The organism is Polynucleobacter sp. MWH-Adler-W8 (genome assembly GCF_001889925.1).
GTDB lineage: Bacteria > Pseudomonadota > Gammaproteobacteria > Burkholderiales > Burkholderiaceae > Polynucleobacter.
In genome coordinates this window covers 1-17,119 of record NZ_LZFI01000009.1, presented here as the reverse complement: position 1 = coordinate 17,119, position 17,119 = coordinate 1, and the positions used below count along the sequence as shown (strand labels likewise).

16 protein-coding genes are annotated in these 17,119 nt (G+C 46.4%); 6 read left to right on the top strand and 10 right to left on the bottom strand.

What is annotated here, in order from left to right; all coding sequences use genetic code 11:
- Window positions 1-15: 15 nt before the first annotated feature.
- Window positions 16-747 carry an outer membrane lipoprotein carrier protein LolA gene (locus AOC28_RS09935; protein ID WP_237767788.1) on the bottom strand — a complete coding sequence of 244 codons (732 nt, stop codon included), beginning with the start codon at window positions 745-747 and terminating at the stop codon, window positions 16-18.
- Entirely contained in the window at window positions 707-3,019 is a 2,313-nt protein-coding gene (locus tag AOC28_RS09930; protein ID WP_072583824.1) for a DNA translocase FtsK, read from the bottom strand. The genes AOC28_RS09935 and AOC28_RS09930 overlap by 41 nt, the downstream gene beginning before the upstream one ends.
- 39 nt (window positions 3,020-3,058) lie before the next feature.
- Between AOC28_RS09930 and trxB the strand changes: the two genes are divergently transcribed.
- Complete coding sequence (gene trxB, locus AOC28_RS09925) at window positions 3,059-4,015, top strand: thioredoxin-disulfide reductase (protein WP_072583823.1); 957 nt, start codon at window positions 3,059-3,061, stop codon at window positions 4,013-4,015.
- 32 nt (window positions 4,016-4,047) lie between these two features.
- Here trxB and AOC28_RS09920 read toward each other — a convergent pair whose 3' ends face one another.
- Both AOC28_RS09920 and AOC28_RS09915 read right to left on the bottom strand, forming a co-directional pair.
- Window positions 4,048-4,230, bottom strand: coding sequence for a hypothetical protein (locus AOC28_RS09920; protein WP_143143930.1), 183 nt, complete (start codon window positions 4,228-4,230; stop codon window positions 4,048-4,050).
- A gap of 127 nt (window positions 4,231-4,357) precedes the next feature.
- Entirely contained in the window at window positions 4,358-6,418 is a 2,061-nt protein-coding gene (locus AOC28_RS09915; RefSeq protein ID WP_072583821.1) for a sodium-translocating pyrophosphatase, read from the bottom strand.
- 182 nt (window positions 6,419-6,600) lie between these two features.
- Between AOC28_RS09915 and ppa the strand changes: the two genes are divergently transcribed.
- The 3 genes from ppa (at window position 6,601) to AOC28_RS09900 (ending at window position 9,197) form a co-directional block, all read left to right on the top strand.
- Entirely contained in the window at window positions 6,601-7,137 is a 537-nt protein-coding gene (gene ppa / locus AOC28_RS09910) for an inorganic diphosphatase (RefSeq protein ID WP_072583820.1), read from the top strand.
- A 31-nt stretch (window positions 7,138-7,168) separates the two neighbouring features.
- Window positions 7,169-8,788, top strand: coding sequence for an NAD+ synthase (locus tag AOC28_RS09905; protein ID WP_072583819.1), 1,620 nt, complete (start codon window positions 7,169-7,171; stop codon window positions 8,786-8,788).
- A 70-nt stretch (window positions 8,789-8,858) separates the two neighbouring features.
- Complete coding sequence (locus AOC28_RS09900; RefSeq protein WP_072583818.1) at window positions 8,859-9,197, top strand: P-II family nitrogen regulator; 339 nt, start codon at window positions 8,859-8,861, stop codon at window positions 9,195-9,197.
- Between the two features lie 34 nt (window positions 9,198-9,231).
- Here AOC28_RS09900 and AOC28_RS09895 read toward each other — a convergent pair whose 3' ends face one another.
- On the bottom strand, window positions 9,232-10,266 hold the full coding sequence (locus AOC28_RS09895) for a helix-turn-helix domain-containing protein (protein WP_072583817.1): 1,035 nt from the start codon (window positions 10,264-10,266) through the stop codon (window positions 9,232-9,234).
- 78 nt (window positions 10,267-10,344) lie between these two features.
- On the bottom strand, window positions 10,345-10,974 hold the full coding sequence (locus tag AOC28_RS09890) for a response regulator (RefSeq protein WP_072583816.1): 630 nt from the start codon (window positions 10,972-10,974) through the stop codon (window positions 10,345-10,347).
- Window positions 10,975-11,203: 229 nt separating this feature from the next.
- On the opposite strand from AOC28_RS09890, the gene ilvD reads away from it, so the two are divergent.
- Complete coding sequence (ilvD, locus tag AOC28_RS09885) at window positions 11,204-12,895, top strand: dihydroxy-acid dehydratase (RefSeq protein ID WP_072583815.1); 1,692 nt, start codon at window positions 11,204-11,206, stop codon at window positions 12,893-12,895.
- A 78-nt stretch (window positions 12,896-12,973) separates the two neighbouring features.
- Here ilvD and AOC28_RS09880 read toward each other — a convergent pair whose 3' ends face one another.
- Window positions 12,974-13,453 (bottom strand): copper chaperone PCu(A)C, encoded by a 480-nt coding sequence (locus tag AOC28_RS09880; protein ID WP_083564290.1) that lies wholly within the window; start codon window positions 13,451-13,453, stop codon window positions 12,974-12,976.
- Window positions 13,454-13,551: 98 nt separating this feature from the next.
- Here AOC28_RS09880 and AOC28_RS09875 point away from each other — a divergent pair, with 98 nt between their 5' ends.
- Window positions 13,552-14,010 (top strand): TlpA disulfide reductase family protein, encoded by a 459-nt coding sequence (locus AOC28_RS09875; RefSeq protein ID WP_158009061.1) that lies wholly within the window; start codon window positions 13,552-13,554, stop codon window positions 14,008-14,010.
- On the opposite strand, the gene AOC28_RS09870 is transcribed toward AOC28_RS09875, so the two are convergent.
- The 3 genes from AOC28_RS09870 to oxlT all read right to left on the bottom strand — a co-directional run bounded on the left by AOC28_RS09870 (window position 14,011) and on the right by oxlT (window position 16,899).
- On the bottom strand, window positions 14,011-15,123 hold the full coding sequence (locus tag AOC28_RS09870) for a hypothetical protein (protein ID WP_072583814.1): 1,113 nt from the start codon (window positions 15,121-15,123) through the stop codon (window positions 14,011-14,013). It lies immediately after the preceding gene.
- A 36-nt stretch (window positions 15,124-15,159) separates the two neighbouring features.
- Window positions 15,160-15,531 carry a DUF2946 domain-containing protein gene (locus AOC28_RS09865; RefSeq protein WP_072583813.1) on the bottom strand — a complete coding sequence of 124 codons (372 nt, stop codon included), beginning with the start codon at window positions 15,529-15,531 and terminating at the stop codon, window positions 15,160-15,162.
- A 114-nt stretch (window positions 15,532-15,645) separates the two neighbouring features.
- The gene (gene oxlT / locus AOC28_RS09860; protein ID WP_072583812.1) at window positions 15,646-16,899 is read right to left on the bottom strand and encodes an oxalate/formate MFS antiporter; all 1,254 of its coding nucleotides are present in this window, start codon (window positions 16,897-16,899) and stop codon (window positions 15,646-15,648) included.
- Window positions 16,900-17,119: the final 220 nt, after the last annotated feature.

The following is a 17,119-nucleotide window of genomic DNA, read 5'->3' as shown; positions in this document are numbered from 1 at the left end:
AGTTTTATACGGGCTCTAGTTTAAGCGCAAGACTTCGGCTCCGGCTGGCGGAGTGAAAGTAAAGCGATTGGCGGGCAAATTAACATTGAGTTGGATCTTATCCAAAGTCACCAGGACCACGCTTCCAAGCCCATCGGTTAACTCCAAAGCTTTCGGTAAGCCATTAGCCATGCCAATCGAGATCTTTGTATAAGGCAGGTCATTTTTATTCTTGGCATTGGGATCTTTCTTAGGAATCAAAGCTACCCACTTCATTCCTAAACGCTCTTCGCCTTCAACCAAGTCAAAATGCTGTTCTAGTGAAGTCTCACCAAACAGAATAGCCGCCGGCGTCGAAGCTAAGGCCTGACCCGCTGGACGAAAAGTCGCCTGGTTTAAATCTTTATCCCATAAGATTAGTTGCTTGCCATCAGCAATTAACTTTTGCTCGTAAGGCTTTTGGGTATCCCAGATAAATCTTCCTGGACGCTGAAATACAAAATGACCTTGGGTTTGACGGAGGACTTTCAAGCCCTTGTCTTGTGATTCATTCGCTTTAGGTGCGCGCAACTGTTGTTGCACAAAATCCCCTTCAGCAGTTTTGGAGTTCCGTACAAATTGACGTAACTGCTCTGAGCCACTTTCACTTTGCGAATGAGTAACCCCTGAAAACAGAATGGCTGCTCCAAGCAATACTGCAGATAAGAATCTTTGCAAAATGGCTGCCTTACTCTGAAGGGCGATGAAGAATCTCGCGATTACCACCATTACCCATCTTAGATACAAGTCCTGCTTTTTCCATATCTTCGAGCAGGCGGGCAGCACGGTTGTAACCAATGCGCAGGTGACGCTGTACTAGCGAGATCGATGGGCGTTTATTTTCAAGAACAATAGCGACGGCTTGGTCATAAAGAGGATCTGCTTCACCACCACCCTCGCCAGTCAATGCATCCACATTGGATTCGTCAGCACCTTCGAGTACGCCATCAATGTAATTGGCTTCGCCCTTCTCTTTGAGCCATTCCACAACGCGATGGACTTCATCATCCGATACGAAAGCGCCGTGAACGCGAACTGGCAGGCCGGTACCCGGAGCCATATAAAGCATGTCACCCATACCTAGCAATGCTTCTGCACCCTGCTGATCCAAAATCGTACGACTGTCGATCTTAGAACTTACTTGGAATGAGATACGGGTTGGTACGTTGGCTTTAATCAAACCGGTAATGACGTCAACGCTTGGGCGCTGTGTTGCTAATACCAAATGAATACCTGCAGCACGAGCCTTTTGAGCAATACGGGCAATCAACTCTTCAATCTTCTTGCCTGATACCATCATCAAGTCAGCCAACTCATCAATCACGATGACGATGACTGGTGCTTTATAGATTGGCTCTGGATCATCTGGAGTTAAGCTAAATGGATTAGTGAGCTTCTCACCTTTTTCCTCTGCTTCTAGAATCTTTTTATTAAAGCCAGCTAGGTTACGAACGCCAAACTTACTCATCAGTTTGTAACGGCGCTCCATCTCATTTACCGCCCAGTTAAGTGCGTTGTATGCCTGCTTCATATCCGTTACAACTGGGCACAACAAATGGGGGATCTTGTCGTAGATGGCCATCTCGAGCATCTTCGGATCAATCATGATCAAACGCACTTCATCAGGCTTAGCCTTAAAGAGTAGCGACAGAATCATGGCGTTGATACCAACTGATTTACCGGCACCCGTAGTACCCGCAACTAAACAGTGAGGCATCTTTGCTAAGTCAGCCACCATTGGGCTGCCAGAGATGTCTTTACCTAAGGCTAGAGTCAACAGGGAATGATTATCGTTATATACCTGTGAGGTCAGAATCTCTGACAAGTAAACCGACTGGCGTGTTGGGTTTGGTAACTCCAAAGCCATACAAGTTTTGCCAGGGATGGTTTCTACAACACGCATACTGACAACACCTAGTGAGCGTGCTAAGTCACGTGAGAGATTCACGATCTGACTGCCCTTCACACCAATAGCTGGATCAATCTCGTAGCGAGTCACTACTGGGCCAGGATAGGCGGCAATCACTTTTACTTGAACATTAAACTCGGCTAACTTGCGTTCAATTAAGCGCGAAGTAAATTCCAACACGTCAGCAGAGATAGTTTCTTTTGCTTCGGGTACTGGATCAAGCAATGCGAGCGGTGGTAATTCTGAATCTGGAATATCCACAAACAATGGCTGCTGTTTCTCGCGCTCTACACGAGCACTCTTCGGAATTTCAATTGGAGCACGAACGATTTGCACTGGCGCTGCAACCTCAACGCGTCCGCGGAACTCTTCTACAAACTCTTCACGCTCTTCAGCAGCAACTTCACCTAACTTACGGTCTTCTTCGCTGTCGCGACGTTCACGAATGCGGTGATAAGTCACCTCCAAGAAACGCCCTACTTTTTCAGCCACATCCAGCCAGGAGAAATGCAAGAACAAAGACAGGCCAGCACAAAGGCCAAATAGGAGCACCAGAGTGGAACCGGTAAATCCAAGAGACATTTGCAATGGATCACCAATCAGCTCACCCAAAATACCGCCAGGAGGTCTAGGGAGCTCCCAGGACAGCGAATGCATACGGATGGATTCCAAACCCATACTGCAGACGAGAGTCAGTCCAAAGCCTAACCAACGCATTAGTAGAGAGTCTGGCTTAGCATCTGGATCTGGTGGCAAAGGTATGCTCCAAAGCTCGCGCCAGCCATTTAAGACGCGGCGCCCAAAGAGAGCAACCCACCAAAAGGCAGAAATACCAAAGATATACAGCATTAAATCGGCTAAATAGGCCCCAAAACGACCCCCCAGATTCTTGGGAGCCTCAAAACTGGCATGGGACCAGGCTGGATCAGCCTTGGAATAGGTCAGCAAAATGGCAAATAAGCCCAGGCACAAGCCTAGAGAGATGAACCAGCGAGCCTCCAATAATAGGCGGGGCATCCTGCCCTGCGGGCCATTATCTGGGGGCTGGGGGCTTATTGGGGCCTTAGACTTCGGGTATGCGGTTCTTGCCATGTTCTACCGATTGTAATCAAGCAAATCTATAATTTGAATATGACTACAAATACCCCAAAACACTCCAAAGTTCTGATCCTCGGATCTGGCCCTGCTGGCTATACAGCAGCCGTCTACGCAGCCCGAGCTAATCTAAACCCCACCCTCATCACTGGCCTAGCTCAGGGCGGTCAATTAATGACCACTACTGACGTCGAAAACTGGCCTGCGGATGCTGATGGTGTTCAAGGCCCAGAACTGATGGAGCGTTTCTTAAAGCATGCCGAACGCTTTAATACTGAAATCATTTTTGACCATATTCATACAGCAGCCCTGAAAGAAAAGCCGATTCGCCTAGTTGGGGATTCCGGAACCTATACCTGCGATGCTTTGATTATTTCCACTGGCGCTTCTGCTCAATATATTGGCTTACCCAGTGAAGAAGCATTCATGGGTCGCGGTGTTTCTGGTTGTGCAACTTGCGATGGCTTCTTCTATCGAAATCAAGATGTGTGCGTAGTCGGTGGTGGTAATACTGCAGTTGAAGAAGCGCTCTACCTGACAGGCATTGCTAAAAAAGTAACCGTGATTCATCGTCGCGATAAGTTCCGTGCTGAACCAATCTTGAATGATCGCCTCATGGCAAAAGTTGCTGAAGGCAAAGTGGAGCTGAAACTGAACTCGACTCTCGACGAAGTTCTAGGCGATGAAAAAGGTGTAACTGGTGTGCGCATCAAGAAACAAGATGGCAGCACTGAAGATCTTGCTGTAACAGGCGCCTTTATTGCAATTGGTCACAAACCGAATACCGAACTCTTTGTTGGTCAGCTCGACATGAACAATGGCTACCTCAAGACCCATTCAGGCCTTGAAGGCAATGCCACTGCTACTAATATCCCTGGCGTGTTTGCTGCTGGCGACGTTCAAGATCACATCTATCGTCAAGCGATTACTAGTGCTGGCACAGGCTGTATGGCTGCACTGGATGCGCAGCGTTACTTAGAAACCTTGGAATAAGAATCTAAGTAACTGAGCAATAATAAAAACACCTAGCTTTGCTGGGTGTTTTTATTTAGGGCATCTAATTTCGCCTGATCATCATCTTCTTTTTTATGCAACTCAACTTCAGCATCAGTAGTTGCATCAAGAGCATCTTTATTTATAAATCCTTTTGGGAAAGTGTTTGGATTGGCAAGATCGACGCGCACTCTAATTAACTTAATTTTTTTCATCAACCAAATAATAAATAAAGGAATAACCAGATTATCCAAATGGCAATAACAAACAAAACGCCTAGCATTGCTAGGCGTTTTGTTTGCTGCAGTCTAATTGCTACTGCATTTAATGACTACTCATTACTTAACGAGAGACCATTGGCAAGAGTGGCACGATAAGTAATGCCACGATGTTAATAATCTTGATCAGTGGGTTAACGGCAGGGCCCGCAGTATCTTTGTAAGGATCACCTACGGTGTCGCCCGTCACTGCAGCTTTGTGAGCTTCAGAACCTTTACCGCCGAAGTTGCCTTCTTCGATATATTTCTTGGCGTTATCCCAAGCACCACCACCGGTACACATCGAGATCGCTACGAATAGGCCAGTCACGATAGTTCCCATAAGCAAACCACCCAATGCAGCCGGCCCTAACAAGAGACCAACGACAACTGGGGCAACTACTGGCAAGAGGGAAGGAACGATCATCTCTTTAATAGCAGCAGAAGTCAGCATATCTACAGCTTTGCCGTACTCTGGCTTTGCAGTACCTTCCATGATTCCAGGGATATCACGGAACTGACGGCGCACCTCTTCTACTACCGCGCCAGCGCAACGACCAACTGCTTCCATCGCCATCGCACCAAACAAGTAAGGAATCATGCCACCAATAAAGAGGCCAATGATGACCATGTGATTGGACAAGTCAAAAGACACTTGTTGGCCCATACCCTCTAAAGCATGGGTGTAGTCAGCAAAGAGTACGAGCGATGCCAAACCAGCTGAACCAATTGCATAGCCTTTAGTAACTGCTTTAGTAGTGTTGCCAACCGCATCCAATGGATCGGTAATATCGCGAACAGATTGTGGCAAGCCTGCCATCTCTGCAATACCACCAGCGTTATCTGTAATTGGGCCATATGCATCAAGCGCAACCACAATACCTGCCATGGACAACATGGCTGTTGCTGCAATTGCAATGCCATATAAACCAGCCAACCAATACGCCGCAAAAATCGCTGCACAAACAAAGAGCACTGGGTAAGCAGTTGACTTCATCGAAATACCTAAGCCAGCAATAATGTTGGTACCGTGACCTTTGGTTGAAGCTTCAGCAATATGCTGCACTGGCTTGAACTGGGTACCGGTGTAGTACTCGGTAATCCATACCAAACCTGCTGTAAGCAACAAGCCCACTACAGTTGAACCAAACAAACGCCATTGGCTACCGGGGATGCCTAATGCATCGTCTGGCATGATGAAGTTGGTTACAAAGTAGAAAGCAATCAATGACAAACCACCAGCAATGATCAGACCCTTATACAAAGCAGGCATCACATTTTTCATGCCAGGAGTTGCCTTTACAAATGAGCAACCAATGATGGAGGCGATGATAGAAACGCCACCCAGCACTAATGGATAAATAATCGCAGCCACTGGTGCGCTAGAAACCATTAAGGATCCTAGCACCATGGTTGCAATCAGCGTAACCGCGTAAGTTTCAAATAAGTCCGCCGCCATACCTGCGCAGTCACCAACGTTGTCGCCAACATTATCAGCAATCACCGCAGGATTGCGTGGATCATCTTCCGGAATTCCAGCCTCAACCTTACCGACCAAGTCAGCGCCGACGTCTGCACCTTTAGTAAAGATGCCGCCACCTAAACGAGCAAAGATCGAAATCAAAGAGGAACCGAATGCCAAACCAATCAGGGGATGCAACACGGAAGAGAGATCCTGTCCAGCGCCAATCGATACGAGGAACATAAAGAAGAGGCCAACACCCAAGAGACCCAATCCAACTACCAACATGCCGGTAATAGCACCGCCTTTGAATGCCACATTAAGAGCTTCGTTCATACCCTTGGTGGCCGCTTCCGCTGTCCGCACGTTTGCGCGTACTGAGACATTCATACCAATGAATCCGCAAGCGCCGGAAAGCACAGCGCCAATGACAAAGCCAATCGCGGTCGCAAAATCAAGGAAGAGCGCCATAAGAATGGCCAGAACCACCCCAACCACAGCAATCGTTTTATATTGGCGCGACAAATACGCTGCCGCCCCCTGCTGAATCGCCTCGGCAATTTCTTGCATTTTGGCATTGCCCGTACTTTGCTTCAAAATCCAGCCGCGCATCACAAAACCGTAAATCACGGCCAGGACACCGCACGCCAAGGCAAAATACAAGCCTAAAGTGACATTACTCATGCTTGAACTCCCCAAAGTTAATCATTTGTTAATCTTTATTGTTTTGTATAACTGCACTTAGGTAGACCTGGTTTCCGAAAGCTTTAAACTATGGTCTTTAAGCTGTATCAGTATGTAACAGAATCACCCCTGCGCCCCCTTTTTAGGATCAGGGTATTTACTAATCATTATTCGGAGTATTTATGAGTCTCGAAAAGGTCAAGCCAGGTAAAAAGATCCCTGAAAGCTTCAACGTCATTATTGAAATCCCAATGAATGCTGATCCAATCAAGTATGAAGTAGATAAAGAGAGCGGCGCAATTTTCGTAGACCGTTTTATGGGTACTGCAATGCACTATCCATGCAACTACGGTTACATCAATAAAACGATTGCCGGTGATGGCGACCCTGTTGACGTTCTCGTAATTACTCCATTCCCACTCATTCCAGGTGTAGTTGTAAGCTGCCGTGCAATTGGCATCTTACAAATGGAAGATGAGGCTGGTCAAGATGCTAAATTATTGGCCGTTCCAGAAGACAAAATTTTGCCTATCTATACACACTGGCAAAAACCTGAAGACATGAACCCATTGCGCTTGAATCAAATTCAACACTTCTTCGAGCACTATAAAGATCTCGAAAAAGGTAAATGGGTAAAAGTTAAAGGCTGGGGTGGCGTTGCTGATGCTCATAAAGAAATTCTTGAAGGCATCGAGCGCTACAACAAAGAGAACAAGTAATTCTTTTATTGAAAAGGCTTTGTGATTCGGAGTGAGCACGCAGAAAATTGCCTTAGCCCAAATCAACCCATTACTGGGTGATTTGGCTGGCAACGCGCAACTCATTCACAAAGCCGCTCTAGACGCCTACTCACAAGGCGCCAAACTTGTTGTAACCCCTGAGCTTTCGCTGACCGGCTATCCCCCAGAAGACTTACTCCTCCGCCCTGCTTTTATTGAGGCAGCACAATTACAGCTCGAGCTCTTGATGAAAGAGCTAGCTCAGTACTCTGATCTGACAGTCATCGTCGGCCATCCCAAACAAACATCCGCAGGTTTGCAAAACCACGCATCTGTTTTACGAAACGGCAAGGTCATTGCGGGCTACGCAAAACAAGAATTACCTAACCATGAAGTATTTGACGAAGTTCGTTACTTCGTACCTGGCAATGAAGCTTGTGTTTTTGAATGCGAAGGTGTTCGCTATGGATTGATCTTGTGTGAAGATGCCTGGCATGCAGGTCCCGCCAAACAATCTCATGCTGCTGGCGCACAAGTATTGTTAGTCCCCAACGCCTCTCCTTACCACCTCCAAAAAGAAGCCTTGCGTATTGAAGTGCTCCGTGGGCATATTGCACAAACCAAAATGCCACTGGTTTACGTCAACGCTGTTGGCGGTCAGGATGAATTGGTTTTTGATGGCGGCTCATTTGCATTAAATAGTGATGGCAAAGTCGTGATGGCAATGCCTCAGTTTGAAACCGGCCTAGGCCTTGTTACAGTGACAGCATCTGGAGAACTAGAAAAAGGTTTGATCACCCTGCCCCAATCTGTTGAGGCGCAGGCTTATCAAGCGCTGGTCTTGGGTGTACGTGACTATGTCACTAAAAATCGCTTCCCTGGCGTGATTATTGGCCTATCTGGCGGCGTAGATTCAGCCTTGGTATTGGCAATTGCCGTCGATGCCTTAGGCGCTGATAAGGTACGCACCGTCATGATGGCCTCTCGCTATACCGCTGATATCTCCTGGATCGATGCAAGGGAGATGGCTAAGAACTTAGGCGTGCAATACGACGAGATTCCGATTAGTGGGCCAGTGGATGCTTTAGAAGCTTCTCTAGCTGAGCAATTTGCCGGTTTAAAAGTAGATGCTACCGAAGAGAATATTCAGGCACGCGTGCGTGGGACCCTACTGATGGCCCTATCCAATAAAACAGGTCGACTCGTTTTGACTACCGGCAACAAGAGTGAAATGGCAGTCGGCTACTGCACACTCTATGGCGATATGGCGGGTGGCTTTGCAGTCATTAAAGATATCGCCAAGACTTTGGTGTATCACCTGTGCGCCTATCGCAACAGTATTACGCCAGTGATTCCGGAGCGAATTCTGACCCGCGCACCTTCGGCAGAGTTACGCCCAGACCAAAAAGATCAAGATAGCCTGCCCTCTTATGAAGTGCTGGATGGCATTGTTGAGCGCTATATGGAGCAAAACCAATCGATTGCTCAAATCATTGCTGCAGGTTTTGATGCTAAGAGCGTAGAAAAAGTAACCCGCTTAATCAAGCTTAATGAATATAAGCGTCGCCAAGCCCCACCGGGAGTCCGTGTAACCACTCGTGCCTTTGGCCGCGATTGGCGCTACCCCATTACCTCCCAATTTAGAGCCTAGAACGTTCAGCGGGTCGATTTTTGGTATTTCAGAGCAGATCTAGGTATGATTAGTGCATTAGGGGGAACACATGAAATTAATTACATCCATCATCAAGCCGTTCAAACTCGATGAAGTTCGTGAGTCATTGGCAGAAGTCGGTGTTACAGGCCTGACCGTTACTGAAGTTAAGGGCTTTGGCCGTCAAAAAGGACATACTGAACTCTATCGTGGCGCTGAGTATGTGGTCGACTTTTTGCCTAAAGTAAAAGTAGAAGCCGTGGTCTCTGATGACCGTGTTGAAGCTGCTATTGAGGCAATCACTAAAGCTGCACGCACCGGCAAGATTGGTGACGGCAAGATTTTCGTGACTGCAGTAGAGCAAGTGATTCGTATTCGTACCGGTGAAACTGATAACGCTGCGGTTTAATTCAACGAATTAAACCTGCGAACCTCTCAGGCCATCAACGCAACTGAGAGTCTGTGGAGTTTGATGGAGCTGCAGGCTGAATAATTTCAGCCGGCTCCAAAATAATTGTTTTACCAGCAGTACTACCCACACGCACCTTTGCACCTTGGTAATACAAATCCACTTGATTTAAACCGCCAGTAAGCACCTTCAATGGTGGCTTGCCATAAACACTCGCACCAACTCCTGGCTCAAGAGTTTTATTCTGGGTCTTACCGGTAGCATCCACCACACATACTGTTTGCGCAGTCTTTGATTGCAGATAAACCATGTCACCCGCTTTTTTAGGGGCTTCGGGCTTGTAATTGAGTGCGGATGCATCTGCAGGTGGGCATTCCGCCGTAACTGCTACTGGAGTTGGCTCTAGTACCGTTGCTGGAGCTGGCTTAGTCTCTGTCACAGGCTCTGCTGGTGCATTTGCTGGCGCAGGCTCTTGTGCTACTTCTTGAATAATCACCACCTCTTCTTTAGCCGGTTCGGGAAAAAATAGGGGGCGCAAGTTCACTACAGAGAAAATCACTGCCGCACCAATTGCCAACAGTAAAAAAAGTTTCTTTTTAGGTCCTACTGAAGCTTTTGATTTCTGGCTGTAATCAATCGCTTTTTGTGAGAATTTGCTAGCACTGACCTTCTCAGGTTTTAGTTTTGGTTCTGCGACTTTCTCTACCGCTACAGGGCTAGCCTCTTTTTCTTTTACTTTTTCGGTCTTTGCCTTTTTTTCTACCGCAGAAGCTTTTGTCTCCACCTGAAATTTCTCTTCAACATCAGCTGCTTTAACAGGCTGCACGACACCAGAAAAATCAAATGCCTCTTCAGGTGTGAGCTTGAGTAATCCAGCTACCTTTTTTGTTGCTGTGAATTTAACTTGATCACCGTAAAAAGAGCTGCTTTCACCATTCTCAATCTGCTCAATTTGGCGAACAGATAGACAGGCCATTCCCGAAAGATCTTTCGTGCTGAGGCCAAGGCTTTCTCTAGCCTTAGTAAATGCCTCTTTGCGAATCTCAGGGAGTTTGACCGGTTTATTCACTACGCAATAACCATCTCATATGAAATTAATAAGATTGATAGTAATGCCAAAATGGGACAAGGGTAATTAGCCACAAAGCTAGGTGTTTAATGAATGGTTCTCAAGATTGGATTCAAGATACTTTTTCACCAACGCCTGAACAGAATCCGCATGCATTTTGTCCATCACCCTAGCCTTATGGACTTTAATGGTTGCATCGGTAGTTCCCAGCTTTACAGCAATATCCTTGTTTAGAAGCCCCTTAACAAGCCATCCGCATACCTCACGCTCTCTAGGGGTGAGACTTTCATAATCTTTCTTAGCTTCAACATCTAAAGAAACGCGCTTCAATTGGCGACTATCAAAGTCAATTGCGTCTGCCACGGCCTTTAAGAGCTCCTCTAAATTAAAAGGCTTGAATAAGAAATCTAGTGCGCCCCGCTTAAGGCCTTGAACAATTTGGTGTGGGTGACTTTGACCGCTCACAAATACGATGGGCGTTTTACGACCTAACTTTTGCAGTTTTTCTTGTAAATCAAGGCCAGTCATATCTGGCATCTGCATATCTAAGAGAATGACAGCGGGTGAGACTGGAACTGATTTCTCCAAGAAAACGGTAGCAGACGCATAGTCATCGACAAGATAGCCTAATTCACGCAGCATTCTAGATAGAGAGATGCGCATCGACTCGTCATCATCAACTAGGTATATGTGACCGACTTTAGTCATTGAATTCAAAGGAAAAAGTGATTGATGACTTAATGTACTGCAGCCTCTTTTACTAAGCTATTAGCTCCTTAGCTAATATATAGATCTAAATCAATGATTTCATTGGCATTTTCATACTGCAGTGCAGCATTTGTAGTAATTAATATGAGCTCATCGATCTAGAGCACCCTTAACCCATCTCACGGCACAATAGAGCCTTTCGACACAAACCTTTTCTGGAGTAATAAGCATGAAACGCCTTAATGAACGCTCGCGCATGGTCACCGAAGGGGTCGCTCGCGCACCTAATCGTTCGATGTATTACGCAATGGGTTACGAAGAAAAGGATTTCGTAAAGCCAATGGTTGGCGTTGCGAACGGCCACTCCACTATTACCCCTTGTAATAGTGGTTTACAAAAATTAGCTGACGCTGCTGTTGAAGCCCTAGAAGCGGCTGGCGCAAAAGCACAAGTGTTTGGCACACCAACCGTTTCCGATGGTATCGGTATGGGCACTGAGGGTATGAAGTACTCCCTAGTGTCACGTGAAGTGATTGCTGACAGTATTGAAGTGTGTGTCAATGGTCTTTGGCAAGATGGTGTTGTCGTCATTGGTGGTTGCGATAAAAATATGCCTGGTGGCATGATGGCTTTAGCCCGCACGAATGTACCCGGCATCTATGTATACGGTGGCACGATTAAACCAGGCCATTACAAGGGCAAGGAACTCAATATTGTTTCCGCATTTGAAGCGGTTGGTGAATTTACTTCCGGTCGATTGAGTGAAGAAGATTTAAAAGGTGTGGAACAGCACGCCTGTCCAGGTAGCGGCTCTTGTGGCGGCATGTACACCGCAAACACCATGAGCTCCTCATTTGAGGCTTTGGGCATGAGCTTGCCCTACTCCTCTACGATGGCGAACGTGGATGCTGAAAAAGTAGCGAGTGCTGCCGAATCAGCACGCGTACTGGTTGAAGCAGTCAAAAATAACTTGCGTCCCCGTAACATCATCACCAAGAAGTCCATTGAGAACGCTGTCAGTGTGATCATGGCAGTTGGTGGATCCACAAATGCCGTATTGCATTTCTTGGCCATTACGAGCGCAGCTGAAATTGATTGGACAATTGATGACTTTGAGCGTATTCGTAAACGCGTTCCCGTGATCGTCGATATGAAGCCATCTGGCACTTACCTTGCAACGGATTTGCATCAAGCCGGCGGCATTCCACAAGTCATGAAGATTTTGCTTGATGGCGGATTACTCCATGGTGACTGCATGACCATTACCGGCAAGACGATCGCTGAAGTACTAAAAGATGTTCCGTCAGTACCGCGCGCTGATCAAAAAGTGATTCGCACCTTAGACAATCCTTTGTACAAACAAGGTCACTTGGCAATCTTGAAGGGCAATATTTCTCCAGAGGGTTGCGTGGCTAAGATTACTGGCCTCAAGAATCCATCGATCACTGGTCCAGCTCGTGTGTTTGACTCTGAAGACGATGCCATGGCAGCCATCATGGCGCAGAAGATCAAGGATGGTGACATTGTTGTGATTCGTTATGAAGGCCCTAAAGGCGGCCCTGGAATGCGTGAGATGCTTGCCCCAACCTCCGCTCTGGTAGGGCAAGGTCTAGGTGAGTCTGTGGGTCTCATCACTGATGGCCGCTTCTCTGGTGGCACCTGGGGTATGGTTGTAGGTCACGTAGCTCCTGAAGCCTACGTAGGTGGCACGATTGCCCTCATTCATGAAGGCGACTCGGTAACGATTGACGCCCATCAACTACTGATTCAATTGAACGTTGATGAAGCAGAAATTGCGAAGCGTCGCGCAGCTTGGGTGCAACCTAAGCCTCGCTACACTCGTGGCCTATTGGCAAAATATGCTCGCCTTGCCAGTACTGCAAGTAAAGGCGCGGTAACTGACCTGAACTTGGGTGACTAAGCTAATCAAGTAAGAGCCTTAAAAGAAAAAGCCCCCAGGTAAAACTAGGGGCTTTTTTATTGCTACTTCGTAAATTATTTAATGTTTCATTGCACCAGCTGCATTCACAGGAAGCTTCACCTCAACATCACCTGATTTAGCAAACTTGAGTTTGACTGGAATCGTTTCGCCAGCTACAAACGGTCCCTTAAGATCAAGGAACATCAAATGGTAGCCACCCGGCTTAAGCTCAACTGAACCATTTGCTGGCACAGCAATATCCTTCACTTGACGCATTTTCATGACGTTGCCCTCCATTGCCATCTCATGAAGCTGTACGTCACCAGCAGAAGGTGAACTCGCAGAAATTAATTGGTCAGGGGTGTTGCCCTTATTTTGAATTTTTAGGAAACCGCCAGCCACTTTTTGCCCTGGTACCGTTGCCCGGGTATAAGCATCCGAAACACTTACTGCATCCACCTTAACAGCTTGAGCGCAAACCTGAGTACTCAGAATCACGGTTGCGCCAATACAAGCCGCCGCCAACCTAAACACCAAACCTTTATTACTCTTTATCATTGATTAATCCTTTAATTGATATTCATGAAATACTAGTTGCTATGCGTAAATCTTGTTTTCCCAATTCCTTCACCTACTTAGTGCTGTTGATTTGCTTCATGTCTAGCACGGCATTTGCTGGTCTCGAGCTCGGGCAGCCTGCACCCAATATAGAAGGAACGCTAATCGATGGCAAGCCTTTCTCACTCAATAGCACTAAGGGCAAAGTAGTCTTGGTGAACTTTTGGGCTAGCTGGTGCGAGCCATGCAGGGAGGAAATGCCAGCCATCGAAACCTATCTAAAGAAAAATAAAACCAAAGGATTTGAAGTGCTTGCGATTACGGTAGATAAGCCCACCGACATGGAACAAGCAAAGCAAATCATGCGTAATTACTCTTTTCTCTTTGCTGATAAAAATCAAATGAATTACTCTGGCTATGGCAGAATCTGGCGTATTCCAAGTTCATTCATCATCGATAAGCAGGGAATTCTTCGCAAGAATGGCCTCACTGGTGACCCCAAGGTGGATGCCAAACTTTTAGAAGAAATAGTTACCCCGCTTTTATTAGCTCAGTGATTAAAAGTGCACCCGGACGCCCATTGAAGCAATATATGAGGGCGTTAATTGAATGCCATTCACGTTTTGATATACCGGAAGCTGCAAATTAGCATAGACCTGAGTTTGCTCAGTAAGACGATATAAAACACCAGGGGTTAAATAAGCTAGCGTTCCACCAGTAGCCCAAGTGTCTGCAGCTGTTCCGCTGTCAGCCCTCTTGTTAATCACATTTAATTGCAATGTGGGGACCCATTTTTCAAATGCTTGGTAGTTCACCCCGACGTTCACATTAAGTGAATTACCGGGTCGATAAGAACCTCCAGTGGATACAGTTGGTGCATCACTTGGTCCGCTAGATAGGCCAACCAAGGAGGTTGGCACATTAGTCACTATCACTGCCGCTTGATATTGGGCTTGGGCAAAATACCCCCAATTCTCCAAATCATTTACAAAACCAAACTTATAAATTCCACCAATTAAATCTGTCGATCCTGAGCTACGTTGTAAACCAGGATCTACCGCTACCGTTCCACCTGAATTTGCAACAGCACTTTGAGAATTACTACCAGTTGGCAGTTTCACACCAAACTGTAGACCCCAATCCTTTTGCTCTGAAAACCCAAAGTAGCGCCCAATGAGTTTGATATCTCCAATTCCAGAACCTTTGGAGCTATAACCATTTTCTCCGGTAGGAAATCCGCCCACACCATCGTCTGAGTTTGAACCATAGGTCATGTGATTACGCACGATGAATGGGACTACCGTTGTAAGACCCCAATTTTCACCATCGTTGTAATCCAATGAAGCGGTAATGTAATTATTTTGGGTATATCCCTCGACCTCAGCAGGTGCGCCCGTTGCGCCATTGGTTGTATTGGCAGCCTGTGATTGTGAAATACCCTTGGTGCCGTAACGCAACTTATTTTGATTCAGAGTGTCATACCTAAGATCTAAGGACCAACCAGAGGTCATACCCATTCCTTGTGTACCAATATCGGTATTTAAGCTACAACCACAACTAGCGCAAGCAAATGCACTTGCCCCAGGAATAGAAAGCGCAACAGCAATAACAATTTTTCTAAACTTCAATTTACTTCTCCACACATATTTACGGTAATGGTTTGTCTTCATTACCCACTACATAGCTAGGCTATGCCCTCAAAAGAATTAGGCTTGTGCTGGGGGTGCCGCTGAAGGTGGAGTTACCCAAACAGCAAGTGGTTTGGGTGATTGATAGAAAAGCTGGGGAAGCAATGCATACGTTTGTGGCGCTGCAAATGTAAGGTTGGTATTAAATGCTGGGGTAATTGCGCTATGCGCCAAACAATAAGGACATGGCTGCACTTGATTGGCACCATCCTGCCCTTCATCCTGAACATCAATTTGCATCTTGCTGCCATCAATAGAACAAATCTCCATTGCAAAACCTTCGCCATGCTTAGCGACTGAAACTGCTTGAGATGCAGCCGGCGCCAGCGCACTCATTGCAATTGCCAAGGCAGCAATCCAGTGAACGAAGCGGTTTTTGGAGGAATTCATGATGATGGGATTTTATCTGACTTTCCCCTACCTCATCTTGGGTTTGCCCTCGTATTGGTGCAGGCAATAAAAAAGGAGTCCGAAGACCCCTTTTGACAAACTTAGACTGCTACTTTAATGACCAGCATTCTTGTTGGCATCATCAATAAAGCGCTTACGAGCCGGCGCCAAAATGAACTTTGCCGCAAAGGCCGCAGTAATTGTCACGATTGCGCCCGCAATGAAAACCGTATTCCAATCCCCGGTTGAGGAAAGAATGGATGCCAAAGGCACCAACAAAGAAGCAGTTCCTTTTGCTGTGTATAAAGTGCCGGCATTACCAGCCGCATTTTTCACACCAAATGTATCCGCACAGATCGCTGGAAAGATCGAGAAAATTTCACCCCAAAACAAGAAGATCAATGCAGCAAAAGTCATAAATGCATATGGGTCTTTACCAAAATGCATCAAACCGAGCATTGATAAACCTTCACCAAGGAAAACGAAGAACATTGTGTTCTCCCGCCCAAAACGATCCGAAATAAATCCACACAGAGGGCGAGTAAAGCCATTGCACAGGTTATCAATTGATAAAGTCATTGTGAGTAGTGGCAAAGTAGTGCCGAATAACACCATTGGCAATTTCGCGAGACCCCAATCTTTAGCAATCGGGCCAATTTGCGCAGTTACCATTAATCCACCAGCAGCTACAACCACGAAGATGACATAGATTAGCCAGAACAAAGGTTTTCTGATCATTTGTCCGGAGGTGTAATCCACTTTAGTTGTAACAATGCGAGGCGCAGCCTGCACCCCCTTTGGTGGGGTTGGCTTAGTCATGAGCAATGCTAAACAAAAAATCAATGCGCCTTGTGCAAGGCCAAAGAACAAGAAAGCATGTTCATATCCATCAGAAAGAATCATGTTGCCGATTGGAATTACGGTAATTGCTGCACCAGCACCGAAGCCAGCAGCAGTTAAGCCCGCGGCAAGACCGCGCTTATCCGGAAACCATTTGAGCGCATTTCCAACGCAAGTTCCATACACGCAGCCAGCACCAATACCCGCTACGACAGCTGCCGCATACAGCATTTCGATTGAGTTGGCATAGCTATCCATCACCCATCCGGCAGCAGCAAAGATTGAACCAATCAGAATAACAATTCTTGGACCAAACTTATCCACCATCCAACCTTCAACAGGGACTAACCATGTTTCAACTACGATGAAGATAGAAAAAGACAATTGAATTGCAGATAAGGCCCAACCGGTTTTGATTTGAATGGGGTTAACAAACAAAGTCCATGCATATTGAAGATTGGCAACCAATCCCATGCAAATAATCCCAAATACCAACTGCGCCCAACGGTTATGCCATGGCTTATTCACTGTCCGTGCTCCTTTTAATTATTTCTCTTATAAATTTCACGCCCTCTTTAGGGGCTCAATCATTCTCAAACATCATCCTCTTTATTATCTTGATTGGAATCAAGATAATTTTATTTGCGCACTAGTGATTACCCCTAAGCCAAGTAATTGAATTGCAAGGCACTTCCACTTAGTTGCCAGCATTCCCAATTCCCCTTGGTCATAAAAAAAGCCACCCGAA

Excerpts from the sequence above, each read along its gene's own strand:
- AOC28_RS09865 (WP_072583813.1), bottom strand. The coding sequence starts at position 15,531 with ATGAATTCCTCCAAAAACCGCTTCGTTCACTGGATTGCTGCCTTGGCA.
- AOC28_RS09930 (WP_072583824.1), bottom strand. The coding sequence starts at position 3,019 with ATGGCAAGAACCGCATACCCGAAGTCTAAGGCCCCAATAAGCCCCCAG.
- AOC28_RS09935 (WP_237767788.1), bottom strand. The coding sequence starts at position 747 with ATGGTGGTAATCGCGAGATTCTTCATCGCCCTTCAGAGTAAGGCAGCC.
- AOC28_RS09870 (WP_072583814.1), bottom strand. The coding sequence starts at position 15,123 with ATGAAGACAAACCATTACCGTAAATATGTGTGGAGAAGTAAATTGAAG.
- AOC28_RS09920 (WP_143143930.1), bottom strand. The coding sequence starts at position 4,230 with ATGAAAAAAATTAAGTTAATTAGAGTGCGCGTCGATCTTGCCAATCCA.
- ppa (WP_072583820.1), top strand. The coding sequence starts at position 6,601 with ATGAGTCTCGAAAAGGTCAAGCCAGGTAAAAAGATCCCTGAAAGCTTC.
- AOC28_RS09875 (WP_158009061.1), top strand. The coding sequence starts at position 13,552 with ATGTCTAGCACGGCATTTGCTGGTCTCGAGCTCGGGCAGCCTGCACCC.
- AOC28_RS09900 (WP_072583818.1), top strand. The coding sequence starts at position 8,859 with ATGAAATTAATTACATCCATCATCAAGCCGTTCAAACTCGATGAAGTT.
- ilvD (WP_072583815.1), top strand. The coding sequence starts at position 11,204 with ATGAAACGCCTTAATGAACGCTCGCGCATGGTCACCGAAGGGGTCGCT.
- AOC28_RS09915 (WP_072583821.1), bottom strand. The coding sequence starts at position 6,418 with ATGAGTAATGTCACTTTAGGCTTGTATTTTGCCTTGGCGTGCGGTGTC.
- trxB (WP_072583823.1), top strand. The coding sequence starts at position 3,059 with ATGACTACAAATACCCCAAAACACTCCAAAGTTCTGATCCTCGGATCT.
- AOC28_RS09890 (WP_072583816.1), bottom strand. The coding sequence starts at position 10,974 with ATGACTAAAGTCGGTCACATATACCTAGTTGATGATGACGAGTCGATG.
- AOC28_RS09880 (WP_083564290.1), bottom strand. The coding sequence starts at position 13,453 with ATGATAAAGAGTAATAAAGGTTTGGTGTTTAGGTTGGCGGCGGCTTGT.